We start from the raw sequence: 25,098 nt of genomic DNA, 5'->3' as shown, positions 1-25,098 counted from the left end.
GCTAAACTGCATTCAATTTCCATTCCCCTTTAACCTTATTATTAACTTTTCTTTACGGCCTTAAATACGCCGTTTGGTTGTATAAAAGTCATAGAACTTACTTTCTGCTCAGCTGTAACTTCGAACTTCACACTAAACCCTTTAAGAGCTTTCAGGTTAAAGGTATCTGCCTCCATCGTCTCTGTTTCATACTCCGGTTGCCCTGGCACAAACACAGTTAAGACATTGCCTTTCAAAAACACCTTAACGATAGCTTTTCCTAAAGTATATTCTCCCGTATATTTTTCAAGTTCCTTAACTGATCGTATTTTAATTTCAGGCTTAAAATCAAACATCACTGGCTTTTCGCTGCCATCCAGGAAGATACCGATCCCCTGAATCTTTCCATCGACACCGCTAGAAAAATTAAACATCAGGTTACTTTGGGTCGTATCTACCAAACCGTTTTTATCGATCGATTTTGGATCAAAAACATCATAATGCATGTGCTTGAGCACGATTTTCTCATCACCTAGTACCGTGTGCAATTCGTTATTTTCTAGCGTTACTTTGATTACGCCATAAGCGGGGTTTTCAAATGAGCCCAGGTAATCTTTTAACGGATGCGAAGAACTTATTTTTAAAACAGGTGCCTTTTTAATACTCTTTTTAGCTAATTTACTGGCTTCAGCTGCTGCTTTTGCCTCGCCATTCCAATCCAGTTCTTTTAGTTTAAGAATCCGATCGGCAATTGAGTTGCGCACCACAACAGGAACTTGCGAACCATTTTGATTACTTAACACCACGATCCCCAAATCATCCGAAGGAAAAAAAGCAACATTGGCAGAAAAACCATTAATATTTCCACCGTGTTCCACTATATAATGCCCTCTGTACGAACCGATCATCCATCCCAAACCATAATTAGCTAAGAAAACATCATCATGTTTAGCTGGTAAGGCAGCTTCCATTACCATTTGGGAGCTTGCAGCCTCGTGAACATAACTTGATGGCAAAATTTCTTTTTTCTTAAAATATCCTCCGCTAGTCCACACTTTTAACCAATTGGCCATATCGTTTGCACTACTGTTAATGCTCCCAGCAGGCCCCATCCCATTAATGTTGTAATAATCAATTTTTTTGATCACATTTTCGCCCGCAACAATATAGGGTAATGAAGCATCGCTATCATTTTTAAATGCATTTATATCGGTATTAGAACGAGTCATCTCTAAGGGATTAAAGAACTTTTCTTTTATATTTTGCTCCCACGTTTTACCTGTTAATCGCTCTACGATCATACCCTGCGCCATGTACATAAAATTATTATAAAACCATTTTTCACGCACTGCGGCAGTAGGCTTCATATATTTAACACGAGCAATTAGGCTATCGCGATTGGCTGTATTAAATAAAAACCATGAAAAATCGTACCTGGATAATCCTGTTCTATGCGCCATCAAATCACGCAAGATAATTTGACTGTTCATTTCCTCATTATAAAATCGCAATTGTGGCAAAAGGCTAATTGCTTTATCTTCAAAAGTCAGTTTTCCTTCTTTTCGAAGTAAACCCAGCAAGGAAGCTGTAAAAGCCTTACTGCTAGAACCTATGGCGAACAGCGTATTTGGAGTTACAGGTTTTTTATTTTCTACATCGCGATAACCAAAGCCTTTACTGTAAATTACTTCGCCTCCTCTTACTACGGCGACCGAAAAACCTGCCGCTATCTGATCTTTTAATATCCTATTAAATAAGGTATCAATTCCAGGTAAAGGCGTTATTGTTTTTGGAGACTGAGCTAAAACAGTTAAGGTGACGAAACAGCATGCAATTAGAGTAAAAGCGTTTTTCATGTTAATAGATTAAGTTTTTTGTATCGTGACTAAATTACAAATGATAATCAGATAATTATAGGCTACAAGAAAACCAGCGTTTTATAGCAGACTTAATACCGATTAAAATGCCAGGAAGAAATCTTTAAGCAGCGCATGATAGGCTTCGGTATGCACTTTATCTGATTGATAAATATAAAAATGATGTTCTTCGAGCTTTGGAATTCCAGCTTCCAAACAAATTATAACCCTAAATACGGGTTTGTCTTTATCAGAATGTAAATAAATTTTCTCCGAAACGGATAAGTTAAATTCAGCACCTAATCTTTCGACTTCTAATGCCTGCTTAATGGGCAAAACCAAACAGATCTTTCCGCTGGCAGATAACAGTCCTGCTGATTTACAGATCAGCATCCCGAAAAAATCGGCGGCCGCATGTCGAGCAATTCCTTTTCGTTTTTCCTCATTTTTTAAATCGTTAACAAAAAATGGAGGATTAGAAACGATTAAATCGTATTTTTCATTAGTAATGAAATCTTCAAAGGCAGTATTAAAAACATTAATCTGATCTGAAAATTTAGATCTGGCTGCATTTCCATTCGCAGTTTCGGCAGCCTGAAAATCAATTTCTACTGCATCAACCTGAGCACCATTAAATCGCTGGGCAAGCATTAAAGCGATTACCCCTGTGCCCGTACCAATATCTAATATTTTTTTTGGGTGTTTATGGGTAGCGCTTGCAGCCAGCAATACACCATCCGTATTGATCCGCATTGCACAGCCCGTTTGATCTACCTCAAACTGTTTAAACTTAAAAATATTTCTACCTGCCCTCAATTTCAGTTTATCTGATGAAAAAAATAAATATTATTAACAATTAAAAAAATTCACAAACACATGAATAACAGCGATTTAAAGTTTATTTTCACACAAAAATCCTTAATAAAAGGAAGCTGTTAATAATTTAATCAAACGTTTGGCTGCGATGTTAGCGCTCATAACCTATGTTTGTATCAGCAATTTGAATGTACTGCGTTTCGACTGGTCTTTGAATTGTTAAAACATCAGCATACTCGATCGGTATCTAAGTAGCCAACAACCCAATTGTTGGCTATTTTGTTTTTATTTCTCATACAACTCCAGCGGTAATCCATCAGGATCGGTAAAAAAAGTAAATCGCTTTGCTGTAAACTCATCTACACGAATAGGTTCAGTTAAAATTCCAAATACATTTAACCGTTCAATTTCTTTCTCAATATCATCTACTTCGAAAGCCAAATGCCTTAAACCCTGCGCTTCAGGCCTTGAAGGCCTGGCGGGAGGATTCTCAAAAGAAAAAAGCTCGATCTGATAAACATCATTTACAGCTAAATCTAACTTATACGAGTTCCTTTCTTCCCTGTAAACTTCAGCCACAATTTTAAACCCCAATTGATTAACATAAAAATCTTTTGATTTTTCATAATCAGAACAAATTATAGCAATATGATGGATGCGGTTGAACATAGCGGATTAGAAAATTACCGATAAATGGTTTTGAAACGATTGAATTAAATGCAAAGTTGCAGAAAAAAACTTTTGAATTTGAAATGAAATCAAGGACAAACAACTAAAAAACTTAAGATTTATCAGAAATATTATGGCATAATACAACGACCAACAACTTAGCTCTCCACAATCGCGTCATTATTTCCACATTCTATCATTCTATTACGCGATCATTCTATCATTAAGATTAAAAACCTTAAATTTGCAACTTCAAAAAAAAAGCATGATTCATTTCTTCTTAAGTCAATCCGAGGCGGTTTTTGTTTTACAAACAGATCACTCCCTATCAGCAACTGATATTACAAAACTAGAATGGTTATTCGGCGGTGCCAAATTACAAAATGAAACTGCGCTGAGCGGTTTTTTTGTTGGTCCACGAGCTGCTATGATAACACCATGGAGTACAAATGCGGTAGAAATTACGCAAAACATGGATATTCATGGCATAATCAGAATAGAAGAGTTTCAAAAAGTTGCAGAAGACTTTTCGGGTTATGACCCCATGCTTTCGCAAAAATACGCGGAACTTGGTCAGGAGGTTTATACCATTAACATTAAACCTGAGCCCATTTTAGAAATTACGGATATTGCGGCATACAATAAGCAAGAAGGACTTTCTTTAAGTGATGAAGAAGTTGAATATTTAAATAACCTGGCGAAAAACTTAGAAAGACCTTTAACAGATTCGGAAGTTTTTGGTTTCTCACAAGTAAACTCGGAGCACTGTCGCCACAAAATTTTCAATGGCAAATTTGTTATCGATGGCGTAGAACAACCTACCTCTTTATTTAAGTTAATCCGCAAAACATCAGAAGAAAACCCTAACGATATTGTTTCTGCTTATAAAGATAACGTTGCTTTTATTAAAGGCCCTGTTGTACAGCAGTTTGCACCTAAACGTGCAGACGTACCAGATTATTACACAACAAGCGATTTCGAATCGGTTATTTCGTTAAAAGCAGAAACCCATAATTTCCCGACTACAGTAGAGCCTTTTAATGGTGCTGCAACTGGTTCGGGCGGCGAAATCAGAGATCGATTAGCTGGCGGACAAGGTTCATTACCTTTAGCTGGAACAGCCGTTTATATGACTGCCCTTTCTCGTTTAGAAGAAAACCGTCCGTGGGAAAAGGGCGTTGAGGAAAGAAAGTGGTTGTACCAAACTCCAATGGATATTTTAATCAAAGCATCGAACGGTGCGACCGATTTTGGTAACAAGTTTGGCCAGCCATTGATTACAGGGTCAGTTTTAACATTTGAGCACGAGCACTTCGACAAGCTCAGTGCGACAAGCAGAAAGTTAGGATACGATAAAGTTATTATGCTAGCTGGCGGTGTTGGTTACGGCAAAGCAAGTCAGGCTAAAAAACAAAAACCACAGGAGGGCGACAATATTGTTGTGCTTGGTGGCGAAAATTATAGAATCGGGATGGGCGGTGCAGCGGTTTCATCTGCTGATACTGGCGAACATGGTTCGGGAATTGAGTTGAATGCAATTCAACGTTCAAACCCAGAAATGCAAAAAAGAGCTGCAAACGCGGTTCGTGGCATGGTAGAAAGCGAACACAACACAATTGTTTCGATTCACGATCACGGTGCAGGCGGCCACTTAAACTGTCTTTCAGAATTAGTTGAAGAAACTGGTGGTAAAATCGATCTGGATAAACTACCTGTTGGCGACCCTACCCTTTCGGCAAAAGAAATTATCGGAAACGAATCTCAGGAACGTATGGGATTGGTTATCGGAAATGAACATATCGAGACTTTACAAAAAATTGCAGATCGCGAACGCTCGCCAATGTACACCGTTGGTAAAGTAACAGGCGACCATCGTTTTACCTTCCAATCGGCAACGACTGGCGCCAAGCCAATGGATTTTGAACTTAAAGACATGTTCGGTAGTTCGCCAAAAGTGGTTATGGAAGATAAAAACTTAAACCGCCAGTATGAAGCTTTAAGTTACGATTCGACCAAATTAAACGATTATTTAGAACAGGTACTTCAATTAGAAGCTGTTGCTTCTAAAGACTGGTTAACCAACAAGGTAGATCGTTGCGTTGGTGGCCGAGTAGCCAAGCAACAAACGGCAGGCCCGCTACAATTGCCTTTAAATAATTGTGGGGTAATGGCTTTAGATTTTGTAGGTAAGGAAGGCATTGCAACTTCGGTTGGGCACGCACCAGTTTCGGCACTAATCGATCCAGCTGCAGGAAGCAGAATTGCGATTGCAGAATCGCTTTCCAATATTGTTTGGGCACCGTTAAAAGATGGACTGAAAAGTGTTTCGCTTTCGGCCAACTGGATGTGGGCTTGTAAAAACGAAGGTGAAGATGCAAGACTGTATGAAGCCGTAAAAGCTTGTTCAGATTTCGCTATTGATTTAGGTATCAACATCCCAACGGGAAAAGATTCTTTATCAATGAAACAAAAATATAAAGATGGCGATGTAATTGCACCTGGAACGGTGATCATTTCTGCTGGCGGAAATTGCGACGACATCACTAAGGTGGTGGAACCTGTTCTTCAAAAAAATGGTGGCTCTATTTACTACATCAACCTTTCTAATGATAATTATAAGTTAGGTGGTTCATCATTTGCACAGATTTTAAACAAAATTGGCGACGAAACACCTGATGTAAAAGACGCTAATCAATTTAAAACTACATTTAATACCATTCAACAGTTAATTAAAGCGGAGCAGATCCAAGCTGGTCATGATATTGGTAGCGGTGGTTTAATTACAACCTTACTAGAAATGTGTTTCGCTGACCGAGATTTAGGCGCATCTTTAGATTTATCGGCTTTAGGCGAGACAGACAGTATTAAACTCCTTTTCTCAGAAAACATTGGGGTAGTTTTCCAGGCTGATGCAGGTGTAGAGCACATTTTATCGGCGGCAAGTATTAACTATCATAAAATTGGTAAAGTAAGTTCGAAAGCAACTTTAGAAATTAAAAATGCTGCTGACAACTTTAGCTTTGATATTGATAGCTTACGCGATACCTGGTTTAAAACTTCTTACTTATTAGATAAAAAACAAAGCGGACCAGTTAAGGCTAAAGAACGTTTTGATAATTATAAAAACCAGGCCTTAAAATACACTTTCCCAACGCAGTTTGATGGAAAGAAACCTGTTATTGATCTTACCAAACCAAGACCAAAAGCGGCAGTAATCCGCGAAAAGGGAAGTAACTCAGAACGTGAACTGGCTAATGCAATGTACCTGGCTGGTTTTGATGTGAAGGATGTACACATGACCGATTTAATTTCGGGAAGAGAAACACTTGAAGACATTCAGTTCATTGGTGCTGTTGGTGGTTTCTCTAACTCTGATGTTTTAGGTTCGGCAAAAGGTTGGGCTGGTGCATTTATGTACAATGAAAAAGCAAGAGTTGCGTTAGAAAACTTCTTTAATCGCCCAGATACGCTTTCAGTTGGTGTTTGCAACGGCTGTCAGTTATTTGTAGAGCTTGGCTTGATTAATAAAGACCACGCAGAAAAACCAAAAATGCTACATAATGAGAGTCATAAGCACGAAAGTATTTTCACATCGTTAACGGTAGCTGAAAACAATTCGGTGATGCTTTCTACATTAGCAGGCAGCACTTTAGGTGTTTGGGTATCGCATGGCGAAGGCAGATTTAGCTTACCATACGCTGAAGATCAATATAGCATTGTTGCTAAATATGCTTACGAAAGCTATCCTGCAAGCCCCAACGGCTCTGATTACAATACTGCAATGATGTGTGATACAACTGGCCGTCATTTGGTTATGATGCCTCACATCGAGCGTTCATTATTTCAATGGCACTGGGCAAATTATCCTCAAGGCCGTAAAGATGAAGTTTCGCCATGGATGGAAGCATTTGTAAATGCCCGTAAATGGATCGAGAATAAATAAGAGATAATAGAAAAGGTAAGGTGGAAAATGGAATTAAAAACCATTAACCACCTTACCTTTTCCGTTTTACCCCTTCTATCCTACTTTAACTAAATTCCCCTTACATCTTTTCTCACATCTACCCGCCAGCCGAAACCAAACTTCTTATCCATATATAACGCTACGGTTTTATTATAATCAGCAATAGATAGATTATTTGGCATTACGCAGCCCAGGTCTGCGTATTTGAGTTTGTATTTCTTTTCAAAAACTTCCTGTCCTTTTTTATAGGTTGAAACAATTCCACCTTGTAAAAAAAATTTAACGTGACCTTTTTTAATATCTGCATTTGCCAGTTTAATGCTGTATATTTTTGTTGTGTCCGTTACAACAGCAGCGGCTTTTACTTTACTGGCAAAAACCAAACTCAATAGAATAATTAATATATTTTTCATAGGTAGCGTAAATTATATTAATTACTTATTGTAAAGTTTATTGGCAAATTATAACGTACGCGAACGGCGTTTCCCTTATTCTTACCAGGTTTCCATAGTGGCGATTTTTTAATTACACGAATGGCTTCTTCATCGCAGCCTGCTCCAATTCCTTTAACCAACGTTACATTAGTAATCGAACCATCTTTTTCTACTACAAAGCTTATAAAAACTTTTCCCTGAATGCTTGACTCCTGAGCCATATATGGATAGCGTAAATTACGTTGAATGTATTTAGCCCAGCCTTTCATACCACCTTCAAATTCTGGGTATTCATCAACACCAGGTAAGTCAGTAATTTCATTTCCTGTTGGCGCACCAGTTTCGCTACCTTTTGTGCCGCCATCTCCATTATTTGTATTTGTAGATATAGCCAGGTTTGGCTTAATTTCACCATCCTGTGTTTTATTACTAATCACTGCATTCTCGATATCTTTTACTGTTGGCGGTTCGGGCAAATCGACCTGATCAACCACAACAATTTTTGATGGCATTGCAACGGTTTTAACTTTAACTGGTTCTGTTTTTTCAGGTTCCGCTTTTTTAGGTTCCTCCTGTTTTTTCATCTGGTGAATAGCATCGACCAGAGTTGGCAAATCATGCTCGACTACAGTTACATCGGCAGCTGCAGGAAATAATTTACCATAAATCATAGGGGCGATAAAAACCAGAACAAAAAAGGCACTCGCGATAAATAACGATTTTGTTAAGATAGACGATGATTGTGACCTAAGCACATAAGCACCATACTTTTTGTTTCTGCCAGAGAATACAAGATCGAGCCACTCGGTTTTGTAAACATTAATAGACGAATTGAACATAGTTTCTAAGTTTTAAACCATGATGTATGAATTTCATCAATTCCATAAAACTTTAAAAAAAGTACATTATTTATCAAAAATGAAATTTTTCATCTGAAAACCATTTTCAGATTTCATTTTCAATAATTTTTAAATATTTCGATGAATAATTTCACAAAAACTAAGAATTTATACTATTTTTGACAAAAAACACAACGAATTAATGAAAAGTTTAAGAACCATCGCATTAAAAGAGGCTCAAAACAGAATTTCACCAGAAGTTAAATCACCATCATCGAAAATTTCTGATTTTTTTGGCTCGAATGTATTTGATAAGAAAAAAATGAGAGATTTCTTATCTAAAGACGTATATGAAAAATTAATTTCATCTATCAACCAAGGTGAATTAATTAACTCTGATGACGCTAATCAAATTGCTACAGCTATGAAAGCTTGGGCAATGAGCGCAGGCGCAACACACTATACGCACTGGTTCCAGCCTTTAACAGGTACTACAGCTGAAAAACATGATTCATTTTTTGAACCAAGTGGCGATGGTGCTATCGAGAAATTTGCAGGTAGTGCATTAGTTCAACAAGAGCCAGATGCATCAAGCTTCCCTAACGGTGGTATTCGTAACACTTTCGAAGCTCGTGGTTATACAGCATGGGATCCTTCATCTCCAGCATTCATTATGGAAAGTAAAGCAGGTAAAACGCTTTGTATCCCAACTGTTTTTGTATCCTATACAGGTGAAGCATTAGATTATAAAGCACCATTATTAAAAGCATTAGCTGCGCTTGATAAAGCTGCCGTTGATGTTTGTCAATATTTCGATAAAGGCATTACAAAAGTAAATGCTTCATTAGGTATCGAACAAGAATATTTCTTAGTTGATGAGTCGTTATTTAATGCCCGTCCAGATTTATTATTAACTGGCCGTGCTTTATTCGGACATATGTCGGCTAAAGGCCAGCAATTAGAAGATCATTACTTCGGATCGATTCCAGAACGTGTTTTCACTTACATGGTAGATTTCGAAAACGAGGCTTTAAAATTAGGTATTCCTTTAAAAACCCGTCACAACGAGGTTGCGCCATCTCAATTTGAGTGTGCACCTATTTACGAAGAAATCAACTTAGCTATCGATCACAATCAGTTATTGATGGATTTGATGGAAAAAGTGGCTCGTCGTCATCATTTCCGTGTATTATTACACGAAAAACCATACGCAGGTATCAACGGTTCTGGTAAGCACAATAACTGGTCGTTAATTACGGATACTGGCAAAAACTTATTAGCTCCAGGTAAAACGCCTAAAAACAACCTGATGTTCCTTACTTTCTTTGTTAATACAATTAAAGCGGTTAGCGAGCATGCAGATTTATTACGTGCAAGTATTGCATCGGTAAGCAACGATCACCGTTTAGGTGCTAATGAGGCTCCACCAGCAATTATCTCTATCTTCCTGGGTTCTCAATTGAACGATGTATTGGATGAGATTGAACACTCACGTATCAGCAAAAAAATTAAAGAAGATAATGCACTTTGGTTAGGTATCCCTAAAATTCCACAAATTTTATTGGATAATACAGATCGTAACCGTACTTCTCCTTTCGCATTTACAGGTAATAAATTTGAATTAAGAGCAGTTGGTTCTTCTGCTAACTCTTCTGCACCAATGACGATCTTAAACGCGATCATGGCTGAGCAGTTAACTAAATTCAAGGTTGAAGTTGATAAGTTAATCAAGAAAGGTGATAAAAAAGATATCGCATTATTAACAGTAATCAAAAAATACATTAAAGAATCTAAAAATATCCGTTTCGAAGGGAATGGTTATAGCCAGGAGTGGGAAGATGAAGCTGCAACTCGCGGTTTATCAAACATCAAAACTACGCCTAAAGCTTTAGATGCTTATTTAACAGAGAAATCGGCTGAATTATTTGCTACAACTGGCATTTACAGTGCTCGTGAAATTCATGCCCGCCATGAAATCATGTTAGAGAACTTCTACAAAAAACTTCAAATCGAAGCTCGTGTAATGGGCGAAGTTGCTAACACTGCAATTATTCCTGCTGCAATTGCTTATCAAAACTCTTTAATCGAAAACGTAAAAGGATTAAAAGAACTTGGTGTAGCAAGTACGTCATCTTTAGATATTGTTAAGAAGTTATCTGAGCATTTAGATATCGTTAAAACAAATATCGATGCCATGTTGGAAGAACGTAAGTTAACCAACAAGATCGAAGATACCCGCGAAAAAGCTATTGCGTACGATGAGAAAGTTAAATCTTACTTCGATACCATTCGTTACCATGCTGATAAGTTAGAGCAAATTGTTGACGATAGCGTGTGGCCATTACCTAAATTCAGAGAATTATTATTCATGAAATAATATTTAAGGTATAAGCAAAAAGGTTTAAGGCGTAGAGTTTACTCTACGCCTTTTCTTTTTCCGAGAATTAATAGATTCGTGTTTAAAATCTTTTACCTTTTACCTTCCACTTCAATACAAATAATAAATTCTTTTTGGCGATTCTGACGTAAAACTTCAATAAAACCTTTAAGCTTTCAGCTTTAGTCTTTCAGCTTAAAACGCTATCTTTGCGGCAACATGAGTGATAACAGGTACAATCAGCGTGGCGTTTCAGCCTCAAAAGAAGATGTGCATAATGCCATCAAGAATATTGACAAAGGAATTTTCCCTAAAGCATTTTGCAAAATTATTCCAGATATTTTAGGTGCTGATGAGGAGTATTGTAACATCATGCATGCTGACGGAGCTGGCACAAAATCATCTCTAGCTTACGTTTACTGGAAAGAAACCAACGATATTTCGGTTTGGAAAGGCATCGCACAAGATGCTATCATCATGAATATCGACGATTTAATTTGCGTAGGTGCAACGGATAACATTCTTTTATCTTCAACCATTGGCCGTAATAAAAATTTAATTCCAGGAGAAGTACTTGCAGAAATTATTAACGGAACGGAAGAAATTTTGGCCGACTTACGCGAACAAGGAATTTCAATTTATTCTACTGGCGGAGAAACGGCAGATGTTGGCGATTTAGTAAGAACTATAATTGTTGATTCTACCGTAACTTGTCGTTTAAAGCGTGAAGATATCATCAGCAATGATCAGATTAAAGCTGGCGATGTTGTAGTTGGTTTGGCATCTTACGGACAAGCAACTTATGAAACGGAATATAATGGCGGAATGGGTTCGAATGGATTAACGTCTGCCCGTCATGATGTTTTTGATAAATCGGTTGCAAACAACTACCCTGAAAGCTTTGATCCTGCTGTTCCTTTCGACTTAGTTTTCTCTGGAAATAAAAAACTTACAGATGAAATTGAAATTGAAGATTTTGGCAAAACGACAGTTGGTAAATTAGTTTTATCGCCTACGAGAACTTATGCACCCGTAATTAAAAAAATATTAGAAAATTACCGTAGCCAAATTAATGGCATTGTTCACTGTAGCGGTGGGGCGCAAACTAAAGTATTGCATTTTGTAAATGATGATGTGCATGTTATAAAAGACAATCTTTTCCCTGTGCCGCCTTTATTTAAACTGATACAGGAAGAATCGGGCACCGACTGGAAAGAAATGTATAAGGTATTTAATATGGGCCACAGAATGGAATTATATGTTCCAGCAGAAATTGCTGAAGATATTATTGCAATTTCAAAAAGCTTTAATATTGATGCGCAAATTATCGGCCGCGTAGAAAAAAGCGATAAAAAACAAGTAACGATTAATAGTGATAAAGGAACTTTTGTTTACAACTAAACAATAATAATATCCTTAATAAATATAGCGGTTAAAAAAACCTTTCAATAGTATTGAAAGGTTTTTTGTTTATTACCAATCGAATGCATTAAAGAGCTAAGAACATCATCCTGCAGCTTAGATTGCTTCGAGGTTAAATTACTCTGTACGAAATTCCAGGATATCGCCTGGCTGGCATTCTAAAACCTTACAAATCGATTCTAAAGTTTCTAAACGGATTGCCTTCGCCTTACCAGTTTTTAAAATGGATAAATTAGACATGGTAATCCCTACCCGTTCACTTAACTCGGTAAGCGACATTTTACGACGGGCAAGCATTACATCTAAATTTATTATGATTGGCATAGGTTGAATATAAATTAGATTGTTAAATCTTGTTCTAGCTTTAACTCTATTCCTTTTTTAAATACAAAAGCAATTGTTAATAGTGTTAAGCCAAAAATCAATAACCAGATTTGGAAATCAACGTTTTCTATTATTTTTAACATTAAGTTCATTTTATCGCTGGTTCGCTGTATATAAATCGAGGCGTTAAATACAAACAGCAAAAACGGTATTGTTGTACAATACCAGCCCATCCGTTTAAGGCGGCTTACATTCTCTTCACTAAAAACATTACCAATTTGTACTGAATCTATAAATCTATACAGATAAACCAGCACTCTTAAACCTAGAAACATGATAACGAATATTACTAAACCTTGTAAAAATTCAAACGATGTTCCTTTTCCTGTATCACTATAACCGTCATAAAAACCACGAACAGCATCTTTAAGTGAAAACAAGAATACAGCTAAAAGCGTAATAACGTAGCCTGTTTTAATTGATTTGATTTGGTTTTGAGTTGTCATAAAGTTATATCGTTAAATCGTTTTCTTCTCTTAAGCTTTTATTTCTACTTAAAATAGCTGACGTGTAAAAAATCAAAATTGTTATAATGATAAAACTGAGATTAGGTATAAAAACCATTGACCAGACCTTAGTGTAGGAATAAATAATATTCTCGACAATTTTTTGGCTCCATGAAAATGAATTAAATTGAAAACTCAGATAAACAAGGATAACAACAAAACCAAGCGGGATCCATTTCAAAATATTCAGCCATGTTAACGCGTTGTTTCTTAAATCGTTATTTAACGAAGTTTTGATATACCAATCCAGAAACACAAAAAATAAAAGGTAGAATGTTGTGCTCAAAAAATCATATAGATTTTTTGAGCTATAATTAAATAGTTTATCTATTACTGTTAACCAATAGATCATCGTTAACGTACCAAGCAGTCTGACAAAAATTCTTAAGCCAGCAATTATCCAATAATTGCTGCTTTTGTTTTTTACATTTGAAAGTACAACTTTAAGAAACGTCATATTAAATTAATTATTTACTGAACAAACATAAAAAAATTATTATTACAAATCAAAATGTATTTATTGATTTACAATAAACATTAATCGATTAACAGCTATTAACAATCAAAATAGACAAATATTCATTAAAACTAAATTGGAATGATTTTTGTTGTAAGTAAAACTGTAAAAAACTTGTGCAAACACTAACATTTTCAGCATTTTATCCTTTCGGATTGCTATACTATTTCGTAACTTTGCACACTTCAATAATTAAAGAGCACACAAAACGTATAAATGAGACAACTCAAGATAACGCAATCCATTACCAACCGTGAAAGTCAATCGTTAGATAAATACTTACATGAAATTGGTAAAGTAGATTTAATAACAGCAGAGGAAGAGGTAATTTTAGCAAGAAAGATTCGTGAAGGCGATCAAGCTGCATTAGAGCGATTAACTAAAACAAACTTACGTTTCGTTGTATCTGTTGCAAAGCAATACCAAAATCAAGGTTTAACATTAGGAGACTTAATTAATGAGGGTAACTTAGGTTTAATTAAAGCGGCAAAACGTTTTGATGAAACTAAGGGTTTCAAATTCATTTCTTATGCTGTTTGGTGGATTCGTCAATCTATTTTGCAGGCAATTGCTGAGCAAAGTCGTATTGTACGTTTACCTTTAAACCAGGTAGGTTCATTGAGTAAAATCAGTAAGGCTTTCTCTAAACTAGAGCAAGAATATGAGCGTGAGCCATCTCCTGAAGAATTGGCAGATATTTTAGAAACTACTGTTGACAAAATCTCTGACACTTTAAGTAACTCTGGCCGTCATGTTTCAATGGATGCTCCATTTGTTCAGGGTGAGGAAAATACATTACTAGATGTATTGGAAAACCACGAGCCAAATACAGATAGTTCATTAATCAATGAATCTTTATCGGAAGAGATTAAACGTTCTTTATCTACTTTAACAGAAAGAGAAAGAGAAATCATCGTTTTATTCTTCGGACTAGGTTCTAACCATCCACTTTCTCTTGAAGAAATTGGAGAAAAATTTAACCTTACCCGTGAGCGTGTAAGACAAATTAAAGACAAAGCATTGCAACGCTTACGTCATACATCAAGAAGTAAAATCCTAAAATCTTATTTAGGCTAAAAATAAATTACTTAGAATTAGAAAGGGTTGACATTTTGTCAACCCTTTTTTTGTTTACCGGCATTCCAATTATAGAATTGATTCTATATCTTTAATTGATGTCGATAAGTCTCCTTAAAAAATCCGTATTGGTTTATAAACCAATAATACTATGGAATATTTTAGTGAGTTTAATTACAGGCCTTTTTTTCGTGATAAACGGATTCGATAAACCAGGCGCTTATTTAATGGCACTAATTATGAAACCCATTGGCTGGGGATTTTCTATTGTATTCGATCGCCTGTTCTTAAAAAAGCAATCTTATTTTTATAAAAATATGGGATTAGGTTTTCTAAAGATATTAGCCAACATCATTTTATATGACCTGATTATTTTTACTGTGATCATTATAATATGTTTTATATGCAGGAGCTTTTTATTGACAGTGTTACCCATAAATTTAATCAACAAACAATATTAAACGGCGTTTTTATCAATTGCAAAATCGGAGAAGTTGTAGGCTTATTGGGCAGAAACGGAAGTGGGAAATCGACCTTACTAAAAATAATATTCGGCAGCACTGCAGCGGACTTTAAATTTCTGAAAATAAACGAAAAAATAATAGACAAGGGCTATCGATCTGGAGAAATTTCCTACCTACCTCAAGATAACTTTGTACCAAACAACGTTAAGCTTATGCAAGCAATCGACATCTTCTGTAATCAGCATAAAGAAGAATTACTAAAAATTAGATTTGTAACCGATCACCTGCAAAGAAAATTCAGAACATTTTCGGGCGGAGAAAGTCGTTTTTTAGAATGCCTTTTAATGATTTATAGCGATACAAAATTTGTATTATTAGATGAACCATTTTCTCAATTAGCACCATTACTTATTGAAGAGCTAAAACTACATATTAACTTCGCCAAACAGTTTAAAAGCTTTATTATTACGGATCATTATCATCGCTCTATTATAGATGTATCAGACAGAATTGTGCTTCTTCATAATGGGTGTAATTACAAAATAGAAAGCGTTGATGATTTAATTTTACATGGTTACCTACCACACACCAAAAATTAGCGAAAAAAAGGCTTATATCATTTCAAAATTTTAAGCATAAAAAAAGACCAGCATAGCTGATCTGACCTAATAAATATTACTACAACACATAAAAGGTTCTTATAAGAACATTAGGCTCTGTGCGTAAAAATTAAAACAATAGGTGTTTTACTGTTAAGCCGTTATTAATTAATTGCTTTAAGGAATCAATCCCAATTCTTAAGTGTGTTTCCACATACTTTTCTGTAACACTGCTATCGCTTTCTGCTGTTTTAACACCTTCAGGAATCATTGGCTGATCTGAAACTAAAAGTAAAGCACCAGCAGGAATTTTATTTGCAAATGCAGTAGTGAAAATTGTTGCAGTTTCCATATCAACAGCCATTGCTCTTAAAGTTTTTAAGTATTTCTTAAAATCTTTATCATGCTCCCAAACCCTTCTGTTTGTTGTGTAACAAGTTCCTGTCCAGTAATCTCTGCCATGATCTCGGATTGTTGTAGATATTGCCTTCTGCAAAGCGAAAGCAGGTAATGCTGGCACTTCTGCAGGTAAGTAATCATTTGATGTTCCTTCGCCTCTGATTGCGGCAATTGGCAAAATTAAATCACCTAATTGGTTCTTCTTTTTCAAACCACCACATTTACCCAGAAACAATACTGCTTTTGGTTTTATAGCGGTTAATAAATCCATCATGGTTGCTGCAAGCGGACTACCCATACCAAAATTGATAATGGTTATACCGTTTGCTGTAACACTCTGCATAGGTTTATCCAGGCCCATAATTGGTGCGTTGTCATTCCATTCAGAAAACATGGATACATATTTACTGAAATTAGTAAGCAAGATATAATCTCCAAACTGATCCAGAGGTCTTCCTGTATAACGAGGCAACCAGTTTTTAACAATTTCATCTTTCGACTTCAGTCCTGCTTTAACAGGTGTTTCTACCTCTTTAATTTTTTTTGATTTCTCTACAACTGCTTCGTCTTTTTTTACGTCTTTTTCTTCGTTCATATATTTTTATTCCTTTTAATAATATAAGACATTATTTTCAAATTAACAAATTCCATTTAAGCTTAGCGTTAACAATGCTTTAAATCGATCCCTGTTCTCAAAATAAAAATCTTATTGTTAAAAAAAATCCCTCCCGATTTACGGGAAGGATTTGATTTTGTTTTATGCGACCTGCAACTTTTTAAAGTCGGCCTTTTCAAATTTCTCCATCGCGTAATCGAGGTCGATGTGTAATTCCTTGACATCTTTCTGGGTTGGTGTATCGAACATTGCATCAAGCATAATTGCTTCACAAATCGATCTTAAACCACGTGCCCCAAGTTTATATTCCATTGCCTTATCTACAATAAAATCTAAAACATCTTCATCAAAAATCAACTTAACATCTTCATAATCGAAAAGCTTTTCATATTGTTTAGTTAACGCATTTTTAGGCGCTGTTAAAATATTTCTTAGCGTTTCTTTATCCAACGGATTTAAGTGAGAAAGAACAGGAATACGACCAATAAGTTCAGGAATTAACCCAAATGATTTTAAATCCTGAGGTGTAATGTACTTGTAAAGGTTTTTAAGATCTAGTACCGTATCATCTTTCTTCGTTTTAAAACCTACCGCCTGTGTACGTAAGCGGTTTGCAATTTTACGTTCGATGCCATCAAATGCTCCACCACAAATAAATAAAATGTTATTTGTATTTACTGGAATCATTTTCTGATCTGGATGCTTACGGCCTCCCTGAGGTGGAACGTTTACAATTGTACCTTCTAAAATCTTCAACAATGCCTGCTGAACACCTTCGCCTGATACATCACGTGTAATCGACGGATTATCGCTTTTACGAGCAACTTTATCCACCTCATCAATATATACTATTCCACGTTCGGCAGCGGCAACATCATAATCTGCAGCCTGCAACAAGCGGGTTAATATACTTTCAACATCTTCACCAACATAACCAGCTTCAGTTAAAACGGTTGCATCGCAAATACAGAAAGGTACATGCAAAATTTTAGCAATTGTTTTAGCTAAAAGTGTTTTACCTGTTCCAGTTTCGCCAACCAGCATAATATTCGATTTTTCAATCTCAATCTCGTCTTTATCAATTTTTTGATTTAAACGTTTGTAGTGGTTGTAAACTGCTACTGATAAAACCTTTTTGGCATCATCCTGACCAATAACGTATTGATCAAGATGCTGCTTAATTTCAAGCGGCTTTAAAAGTGTTAATGTTGACTGAATACCTTTGCTATTTTTTGTACCCAATTCCTGAGCAAGCAATTGATTCGCCTGTGTAACGCATTTATCGCAGATAAACGCATCCATGCCTTCAATTAACATTAAAGTTTCATGCTTGCCCGAATGGCAGAATGAACAACGGGATTCTTTATTTTGTTTCGCCATTTTTTCTTGCGTTTCTCGATAATACTTCATCAATCATACCAAATCCTTTGGCTTCTTCAGCACTCATCCAGTAATCACGATCAGAAGCTTTTTCTACCCAATCATAAGTTTGACCAGAATGCTCTGAAATAATATCGTATAATTCTTTCTTCAATTTTAACATTTCTCTCAAGTTGATCTCCATATCAGAAGCAACACCTTGTGCACCTCCAGATGGTTGGTGAATCATTACTCTTGAGTGTGGCAAAGCGGAGCGTTTACCTTCTGCACCTGCAACCAATAAAACAGCGCCCATCGATGCTGCCATACCTGTACAAATTGTAGCCACATCTGGCTGAATGTACTGCATGGTATCGTAAATACCTAAACCTGCATAAACAGAACCACCTGGCGAGTTAATGTAAATCTGAATGTCTCTTTCTGCATCTGTTGATTGTAAAAACAACAATTGAGCTTGAATAATATTGGCATTCTGATCATAAATTGCATCACCTAAAAAGATGATACGATCCATCATTAATCTCGAAAAAACATCCATTTGGGCTACGTTCAACTGGCGTTCTTCTATAATATAAGGCGTCATGTTCTGAGGGTTCATATTAGCCTGTGCAATAAATTTATCTACATGTAAACCACCAATTCCCTGATGTTTAACGGCAAATTTCCTGAATTCTTGTGAATCTATGTTCATAGTCGTGTCTTGCGTTTGAAGTTTAGCTTATAGTTTCGAATAACTCATGGCTAAACAAGATTAAAATTTTAACTATTTTTTTCTATAGGTGGTTAATTTTCATGCCAATTTATCTATTTATCCTTTAATGTAAAGCAATTCTGTTGCGGAAATTAAAATCTTGCTTTTTAAAGATAAAACAAATTAAGAGTAACAATATCCGTAAGATATGCAATACTCAATAAATGAACAAATTAACCCAAAAAATAATTAAATTTTCCGTAGAAAGTCTGTATATAATAAGAGCAACCCATTGAGTTGCTCTTATTATATGAATATCTAAAAGACTGACATTTGGTCAGCCGTTGTGATTATTTTTTATCTAAAGCGATAAATTTATCGTAATCAATTGCTTTATCATCTAAAGTAACAATCGATTTGATTTGCTCGAAAGTTTTTAGCGCTTTTACTTCTTCGAAAGTGCGGTTAGCATTTTCTTTTTCTTGCAAAAACTGAACAGCATATTGTGCCAATTGATCTTCAGGAAGCGGACTTGGGCTGTACATTCTGAATTGAGCATCTAATTTAGCTTTAGCAGCGGCAACTACATCTTCGTATTTAATTTCGATGCTGTTATCTTTTATGATTTTGTTTTCGATTAAAGTCCATTTAAGGTTTTTAGCAAAATCATCATAACCTTCTGCCAATTCTTCATCAGTTAATTTTTCGTTTGTTGCTTTTAACCAACGACGTAAAAATTCATCAGGTAATTCAAAACTATGTTTTTCTAAAAGTTGCTCATAAATATCGTTCGATAATTTACGCTCAGCATCTTGTTTAAACATGCCTTCAACTTCTTCTGTAATTTTTTCTCTGAAACCAGCTTCGTCAGTTACTGTACCTTCGCCAAATAACTTATCAAAAAACTCCTGGTTTAAGTCTGATTCTTCTAAACGGTTAACATTTTTAACGACCAGTTTGAAATCAGCTTTCAATTCTGCAGCAGCTTCTTCTGAGATATTTAAAGCTTTAGCAATTGCCGCAGCATCTTCAAGTGCTTTTTGAATATCGATAGTTACTTCAGCATCTTTCTTTAAACCAACTAACGATTTAAGAATTTTTTTATCTTTAATCTGATCTAAACGTAATGTTGCAGCGTTGGTAATACCACCTTCTAAAGTAGAACCATCAGCATCTAGTTGAGTTAATTCGGCATATAAAACATCTTCCTCAGTAGAAACTTCTGGATTAGTCATTTTGCCATAACTACGGCGGATATTTTTGATACGATTTTCTAAAGTTTCTTTATCAGCCTTAATAACATACTGTGTAAATTTATCTTTAGATGAAATATTAACATCAAAAGCAGGCGCTAAACCTAATTCGTAATCAAATTCGAATTCATCTGTGTTATCCCATTTAAATTCTCTTTCGTTATTAATTGCAGGTAACGGTTGACCCAAAATTTCTAATTTCTGCTCAGCGATGTAATTAGATAGCGTATCGTTTAATAAATTATTAACTTCTTCTACCAAGATACTTTTGCCATACATTCTTTTAATGTGGGCCGCAGGCACCATTCCTTTACGGAAACCAGGCAATTGTGCTTTTTTTGCTTGATCTTTAATGGCTTTATCCACTTTACCAGTATAATCTGCAGGTGCGATTTTGATTTTTACAACAGCATTTAAGTTGCCGGTTTTTTCCTGTGTAATATTCATTTTCTTTTGAATCAGTGTTTTAAAAAACAAAACCGTTCCGATGTTTAAATCGAAACGGCCTTTATCTTATTGTGCGGAAGAAGGGACTCGAACCCCCACGCCGTGAAGCGCCAGATCCTAAGTCTGGTGCGGCTACCAATTACGCCACTTCCGCAGTTAGGATGTATTAAGGACTGCAAAGATAGAAATCAGAATCAATTTTCAAAAAATAATTGAAACATTTTCTGAATTATTTTACTCAATCGAAGCTAAGTCGCTAATCCTAAGCGAGAATAATTTTTAAAGCTTTACCATTGATACATCTACAAGATCAGGTCCGCCCTCTAAAGGATAGCCCGAAACCTTTTTTCCTTTTATCGTAACCTTCTTATCCAAATATGGATCCAGACTAAAAGTACTTTTCAATGCGTAAGTTTTATTTTCGGTTTTTAAAACATGGGTTCCGTATTGAAAAGTTGACATGCCCAGCTTTTGAATTGTTCCAGTTGCGGTAACCCGAGTGGCTGTATCTGAATCTTTCATTGATGTACAACTTGAAATAACTGCAACAAACAGAGATAATATTAATATTTTTTTCATAATAGGTGATTTATGGGTATTACAATTTTAGTAAAAACAGCTCAATTTTAATAATAAAGTATTGCGTAAATTGAAGATCAAAATTTATTGTCCCTTAATATTCGTAACTTCAATGAGTTCAGGGCCACCTTCTAATGGATAACCTGGTACTTTAGTCCCTTTGATAATAACTTGCCTATCTAAATAATTATCTAAATTTATACTTGTGCTTTTTATAGAATATACCTGTCCCCGCATTTTAATGCTGTGGCTGCCATATCTAAAGGGCGTTAAACCTAGTTTTTCAACTCTTCCCGTTAAAGTAATGGTTTTACCATTATCGGCTGCATTCATTATGCTACCGCAGCTTGATAAGGCTACAATGGCCAGCATTAACATTAATATTTTTTTCATAGTAGTGGGGAACGAAATGATTTATGTATGTACAATTTACAAAATCAAAACGAATGAGGCCTAATAAAGTTCTTTCTGAAACTCGAAAAAATATTGAACAGCTTTTACCAATCGACTTCCATACCAACTAAACATTTCGCCATCTACAAGCATAATTTTAGCTTCGGGTAAAGCTTCCTGAATTTCTTCAATATGTTTTTCTTTGAAAGGATAAGGTTCTGAGGATAATAATATGAGGTGAGGATTTAGTGCTTCGAGCTTTTTTAGCGTAATTTCTGGATAACGTTCTGCATCAATTACATTCGTTATTCCATTGGATACTAAGACATCGTTAATAAAAGTATTTTTACCAGCAGCCATATAAGGTTTTCGCCAAATTAGATAGGCTGCCTTTTTATCGATCCTATTTTGAAGTGCAAGTGTTTTTAAATCGTTAAAACCAGCAGAAATTAGATGATTTAAGTAAGCAGCTTCTGGCGACCGATCGACTAACTCTCCTATGTCGCTAATGGCCTTCATGGCATCATCCAAGGTGAAAATATCGCTCATCCAAACTGGAAAAAACTGAGACAATTCTTCTATATCGCTTTGCGTATTTTCTTCTTTATTACCGATAATTAAATCGGGTTTTAAATCTTTAATTAAATCGATGTTAAGTTTTTTTGTTCCTCCAACCTTAGTCCGCTCAGCAAATTTTTCTATCGGGTGGATACAAAACTTTGTTAAACCGATAATTTCTTTATCCAGCCCTAAGTCGAAAAGCAGTTCTGTTTGAGAAGGTACAATTGAAACAATTCTTTTGGGCGGAAAGTTAACGGTTACCTCCTGCCCCATTCCATCTGTAAAAGATTTTTGCATTTTACAAAGATAGTTGGTTAGTTGGTTAGTTGGTTAGTTGGTTAGTTGGTTAGTTGGTTAGTTGGTTAGTTGGTTAGTTGGTTAGTTGGTTAGATTTGAAAATCTTTCTATTTAATGGTTTAATCAAAGTGGCATTTTTTTTTACCAAAAAACTAAAAAACAAAACATCCAAAAAACTAAAAAACAATGTTTTACTCGTACTTTAAAGTATCAACAGCCTTTATCTTTGCTACACGATATGTTTGTAAACTTATGGTTATAACCGCGATGGCTATTATAAATATTGCAGATAATATAAATATTGTATAATCTACACTTGTTCTAAGTTCAAATTTTTGCAGCCATTTATCCATGATAAAATAAGCTATTGGTAAGGCAATAATTATGGCAAGTAATATTAGTTTAATAAAACTTTTCGAAAGCAAAATCATTAATTCATTAACAGATGCGCCTAAAATTTTCCGAATACTAACTTCTTTCATTCTTTGCGTGGTGCTAAATGATGATAAACCAAATAAACCCAAACATGATATAAAAATTGCCAATCCGCCGAAAAGATTTGCCAGTGTACTTAAAATTCTCTCTTTTTTCAATTTATCTTCATTCAGGCTATCAATAAATTTTATCTCTACAGGGAAATTTGGATTAATTTCTTTTATAACATCGCTAATCGTTTGAACGCTTTTAGTTAAGCTTTCTTTTGGATTTAAGCGGATCGTTATTACATCACTTATATCGGCAAATGCGATAACCATTGGAGGCACAATTTTACTTGGATTATCCCAAATAATATCCTCGAAAATGCCAATAACATTTCGCTTATCGCCTTGATAAGAAATGGTTTTTCCAACGGGATTATTTAATCTCATTAGCTTAAGTGCAGTTTTACTTAGTAATATGGCTGAAGTATCAGAAGCGAATTTCTCGCTAAAATCTCTCCCATAAAGTAGTTTGATATTCGAAGTTTTCAGAAAATCGTATGTTGTAAAAATCTGATCGAAATCGATAAGCTTATCACTTTCGTTCATACCATCCCAAATCAAGCCTCTTGTTGTACTATTTTTGCTCGATAAACTTCCTGATGATTGTGCCACCGAAATAGCTGCATTACTGGAGAGTAGTTTACTTTTTAACAAATTGAATTTTTGATAAAGCATTCCTTCATGCGGAATTTCTATTAAACCGTTGGATTGGTATCCGATTGGCTTATTATTTATAAACTGAATCTGCTTGTAGATCGTAATTGTTGCAACAATAAGTATAATCGAAAAGCTAAATTGAATAATTACTAAAATCTGCCTAAATGTTAGCGAATAACCATTCGTAAAATTTAAGGTTTTTTTAAGCGCCTTAATTGCGTTAAAACCCGAACGGTAAAAAGAAGGATAACTTCCAGAAATGATTCCCGTTGCGATAAATACACCACAAATTAAAATCCAGTTCGCTGGACTTAAATAGTTAAATACGATTTCAATATCCAATAATTGATTAAATTTTGGAAGGGCAAATTCTAAAAGAATAATGCTTACCAAAATGCTAATAAATGTTAGCATAAAAGATTCAATCATGAACTGAAAAATTAAATCGGTTCGTGTTGCACCCATTGTTTTCTTTACACCGATTTCTTTTCCCCTGCTCTGAGTGCTTGCGGTGGCTAAATTCATAAAATTAATGCAAGCTATCAGCAAAATTCCAAGAGATAACCCAACAAGCAATTGAACTTGTTTTATATTGCCACCATTACTTTTACCGTTAGCAAATTCTCCGTATAAATGCAATTTTGTTAAAGGATAAATAAATACTTCTTCTTTAGCATTTGGATAATGTTTACCTACATAGCCCTTTAATTTTAAATTAAAAGCATTAATATCTGTATGATCTCCCAGTTTAAGTAAAGTATAATAATCATGGTTCCCCCAGTTAGGTTTTTTTGGCCAAACGTTTAAATTTTCATATAGTTTAAACGTTGTCAAAGTTTCGAAGCCGTAAGTAATATTAGTTGGCAGGTCTTTTATTACGCCTGTCACTTTTAATTCAGCTTGATTTTCGAAACGGATGTTTTGGTTAACAACGTCTGTTTTGCCAAATATTTTCCTTGCCGAACTTTCGGTTAAAATGATAGAGTTAGGCTCGTTAAGCGCATTAATTGAATTTCCACTGATGAATTTAAAATTGAAAAGCTTTAAAAAATCAGCATCAACATATCGATTATTTAGTTTTAAACTATTTTCTTTTGTTGAGATTAATCTTTTGTACAAATTAGTTACCCTCGAGCCGTCCAAAACTTCAGAGAAATCGCCTTTTAGCGATTCGAGCATAACATTTTGTGTCAAATCAATTGTTCTGGTGATATTTCCGTTCCCATCTTTAAAATTAATCATCGCCTGATATAGATTTTTGGAATTCTTATATTGTTTATCGTAGTTCCACTCGTATTGAGCGTATAGTATCAGTAATAAACATGACGCTAAACCAATAGCTAATCCTCCAATATTAATAAAAGTATAAACCTTATTTTTATAGAGATTTCTTATTGCGATTTTTAAGTTTAACCTGAACATTTTGAATGATTTTAAATG

Annotated in this window: 20 protein-coding genes and 1 tRNA gene; 5 read left to right on the top strand and 16 right to left on the bottom strand. The window is 35.2% G+C overall.

The features are described 5' to 3' along the window. Window positions 1-41 precede the first annotated feature (41 nt). From ABD692_RS08865 to gloA2, 3 genes are all read right to left on the bottom strand, one after another. Window positions 42-1,835, bottom strand: coding sequence for a serine hydrolase (locus ABD692_RS08865; protein ID WP_344766328.1), 1,794 nt, complete (start codon window positions 1,833-1,835; stop codon window positions 42-44). A 102-nt stretch (window positions 1,836-1,937) separates the two neighbouring features. Then, complete coding sequence (locus ABD692_RS08860) at window positions 1,938-2,588, bottom strand: tRNA1(Val) (adenine(37)-N6)-methyltransferase (RefSeq protein ID WP_344766326.1); 651 nt, start codon at window positions 2,586-2,588, stop codon at window positions 1,938-1,940. A gap of 348 nt (window positions 2,589-2,936) precedes the next feature. Then, window positions 2,937-3,320: an SMU1112c/YaeR family gloxylase I-like metalloprotein gene (gloA2, locus tag ABD692_RS08855; RefSeq protein WP_344766324.1), complete on the bottom strand. Its 384-nt coding sequence runs from the start codon at window positions 3,318-3,320 to the stop codon at window positions 2,937-2,939. A gap of 265 nt (window positions 3,321-3,585) precedes the next feature. On the opposite strand from gloA2, the gene purL reads away from it, so the two are divergent. Continuing rightward, on the top strand, window positions 3,586-7,263 hold the full coding sequence (purL, locus tag ABD692_RS08850; protein ID WP_425567333.1) for a phosphoribosylformylglycinamidine synthase: 3,678 nt from the start codon (window positions 3,586-3,588) through the stop codon (window positions 7,261-7,263). 89 nt (window positions 7,264-7,352) lie between these two features. Here purL and ABD692_RS08845 read toward each other — a convergent pair whose 3' ends face one another. Then, window positions 7,353-7,697 carry an FEKKY domain-containing protein gene (locus ABD692_RS08845; RefSeq protein ID WP_344766322.1) on the bottom strand — a complete coding sequence of 115 codons (345 nt, stop codon included), beginning with the start codon at window positions 7,695-7,697 and terminating at the stop codon, window positions 7,353-7,355. Between the two features lie 17 nt (window positions 7,698-7,714). Beyond that, window positions 7,715-8,557, bottom strand: a complete 843-nt coding sequence (locus ABD692_RS08840) for an energy transducer TonB (RefSeq protein WP_344766320.1) — start codon at window positions 8,555-8,557, stop codon at window positions 7,715-7,717. A gap of 202 nt (window positions 8,558-8,759) precedes the next feature. Here ABD692_RS08840 and ABD692_RS08835 point away from each other — a divergent pair, with 202 nt between their 5' ends. Together ABD692_RS08835 and ABD692_RS08830 are read left to right on the top strand one after the other, a co-directional pair. Further along, window positions 8,760-10,934, top strand: coding sequence for a glutamine synthetase III family protein (locus ABD692_RS08835; protein WP_316756993.1), 2,175 nt, complete (start codon window positions 8,760-8,762; stop codon window positions 10,932-10,934). 219 nt (window positions 10,935-11,153) lie between these two features. Further along, complete coding sequence (locus ABD692_RS08830; protein ID WP_344766318.1) at window positions 11,154-12,335, top strand: AIR synthase related protein; 1,182 nt, start codon at window positions 11,154-11,156, stop codon at window positions 12,333-12,335. Window positions 12,336-12,473: 138 nt separating this feature from the next. On the opposite strand, the gene ABD692_RS08825 is transcribed toward ABD692_RS08830, so the two are convergent. Both ABD692_RS08825 and ABD692_RS08820 read right to left on the bottom strand, forming a co-directional pair. Then, window positions 12,474-12,680, bottom strand: a complete 207-nt coding sequence (locus tag ABD692_RS08825; RefSeq protein ID WP_316756988.1) for a helix-turn-helix domain-containing protein — start codon at window positions 12,678-12,680, stop codon at window positions 12,474-12,476. A gap of 14 nt (window positions 12,681-12,694) precedes the next feature. Further along, window positions 12,695-13,186, bottom strand: a complete 492-nt coding sequence (locus tag ABD692_RS08820) for a DUF2975 domain-containing protein (protein ID WP_316756986.1) — start codon at window positions 13,184-13,186, stop codon at window positions 12,695-12,697. A gap of 793 nt (window positions 13,187-13,979) precedes the next feature. On the opposite strand from ABD692_RS08820, the gene ABD692_RS08815 reads away from it, so the two are divergent. Beyond that, complete coding sequence (locus ABD692_RS08815) at window positions 13,980-14,840, top strand: sigma-70 family RNA polymerase sigma factor (RefSeq protein ID WP_010601359.1); 861 nt, start codon at window positions 13,980-13,982, stop codon at window positions 14,838-14,840. Window positions 14,841-15,243: 403 nt separating this feature from the next. Further along, a complete protein-coding gene (locus ABD692_RS08810) occupies window positions 15,244-15,903 on the top strand; it encodes an ATP-binding cassette domain-containing protein (protein WP_344766315.1) in 660 nt (219 codons plus the stop codon). Between the two features lie 130 nt (window positions 15,904-16,033). Here the strand turns inward: ABD692_RS08810 and ABD692_RS08805 are convergent, their stop codons facing one another. The 9 genes from ABD692_RS08805 to ABD692_RS08765 form a co-directional block, all read right to left on the bottom strand. Continuing rightward, window positions 16,034-16,897: an AMP nucleosidase gene (locus ABD692_RS08805; RefSeq protein ID WP_316756982.1), complete on the bottom strand. Its 864-nt coding sequence runs from the start codon at window positions 16,895-16,897 to the stop codon at window positions 16,034-16,036. Between the two features lie 162 nt (window positions 16,898-17,059). Next, the gene (gene clpX, locus ABD692_RS08800) at window positions 17,060-18,298 is read right to left on the bottom strand and encodes an ATP-dependent Clp protease ATP-binding subunit ClpX (RefSeq protein ID WP_316756980.1); all 1,239 of its coding nucleotides are present in this window, start codon (window positions 18,296-18,298) and stop codon (window positions 17,060-17,062) included. Continuing rightward, the gene (gene clpP, locus ABD692_RS08795; protein WP_316756978.1) at window positions 18,282-18,989 is read right to left on the bottom strand and encodes an ATP-dependent Clp endopeptidase proteolytic subunit ClpP; all 708 of its coding nucleotides are present in this window, start codon (window positions 18,987-18,989) and stop codon (window positions 18,282-18,284) included. The genes clpX and clpP overlap by 17 nt, the downstream gene beginning before the upstream one ends. Window positions 18,990-19,339: 350 nt before the next feature. Continuing rightward, window positions 19,340-20,689, bottom strand: a complete 1,350-nt coding sequence (tig, locus tag ABD692_RS08790) for a trigger factor (protein WP_344766312.1) — start codon at window positions 20,687-20,689, stop codon at window positions 19,340-19,342. A gap of 72 nt (window positions 20,690-20,761) precedes the next feature. Further along, window positions 20,762-20,843 (bottom strand) — tRNA-Leu (locus ABD692_RS08785). Between the two features lie 125 nt (window positions 20,844-20,968). Beyond that, entirely contained in the window at window positions 20,969-21,268 is a 300-nt protein-coding gene (locus ABD692_RS08780; protein WP_344766311.1) for a hypothetical protein, read from the bottom strand. An 84-nt stretch (window positions 21,269-21,352) separates the two neighbouring features. Continuing rightward, window positions 21,353-21,661 carry a hypothetical protein gene (locus ABD692_RS08775; RefSeq protein WP_344766310.1) on the bottom strand — a complete coding sequence of 103 codons (309 nt, stop codon included), beginning with the start codon at window positions 21,659-21,661 and terminating at the stop codon, window positions 21,353-21,355. 60 nt (window positions 21,662-21,721) lie between these two features. Then, entirely contained in the window at window positions 21,722-22,519 is a 798-nt protein-coding gene (locus ABD692_RS08770; RefSeq protein WP_344766308.1) for a helical backbone metal receptor, read from the bottom strand. Window positions 22,520-22,710: 191 nt separating this feature from the next. Then, entirely contained in the window at window positions 22,711-25,080 is a 2,370-nt protein-coding gene (locus tag ABD692_RS08765; protein ID WP_344766306.1) for an ABC transporter permease, read from the bottom strand. Window positions 25,081-25,098 lie beyond the last annotated feature (18 nt).

It is taken from the genome of Pedobacter ginsengiterrae, from assembly GCF_039537385.1.
In the GTDB taxonomy this organism is placed as follows: domain Bacteria; phylum Bacteroidota; class Bacteroidia; order Sphingobacteriales; family Sphingobacteriaceae; genus Pedobacter; species Pedobacter ginsengiterrae.
Note: the sequence above shows the minus strand (reverse complement) of the source record. Positions and strands in the feature narration are given on the sequence as shown.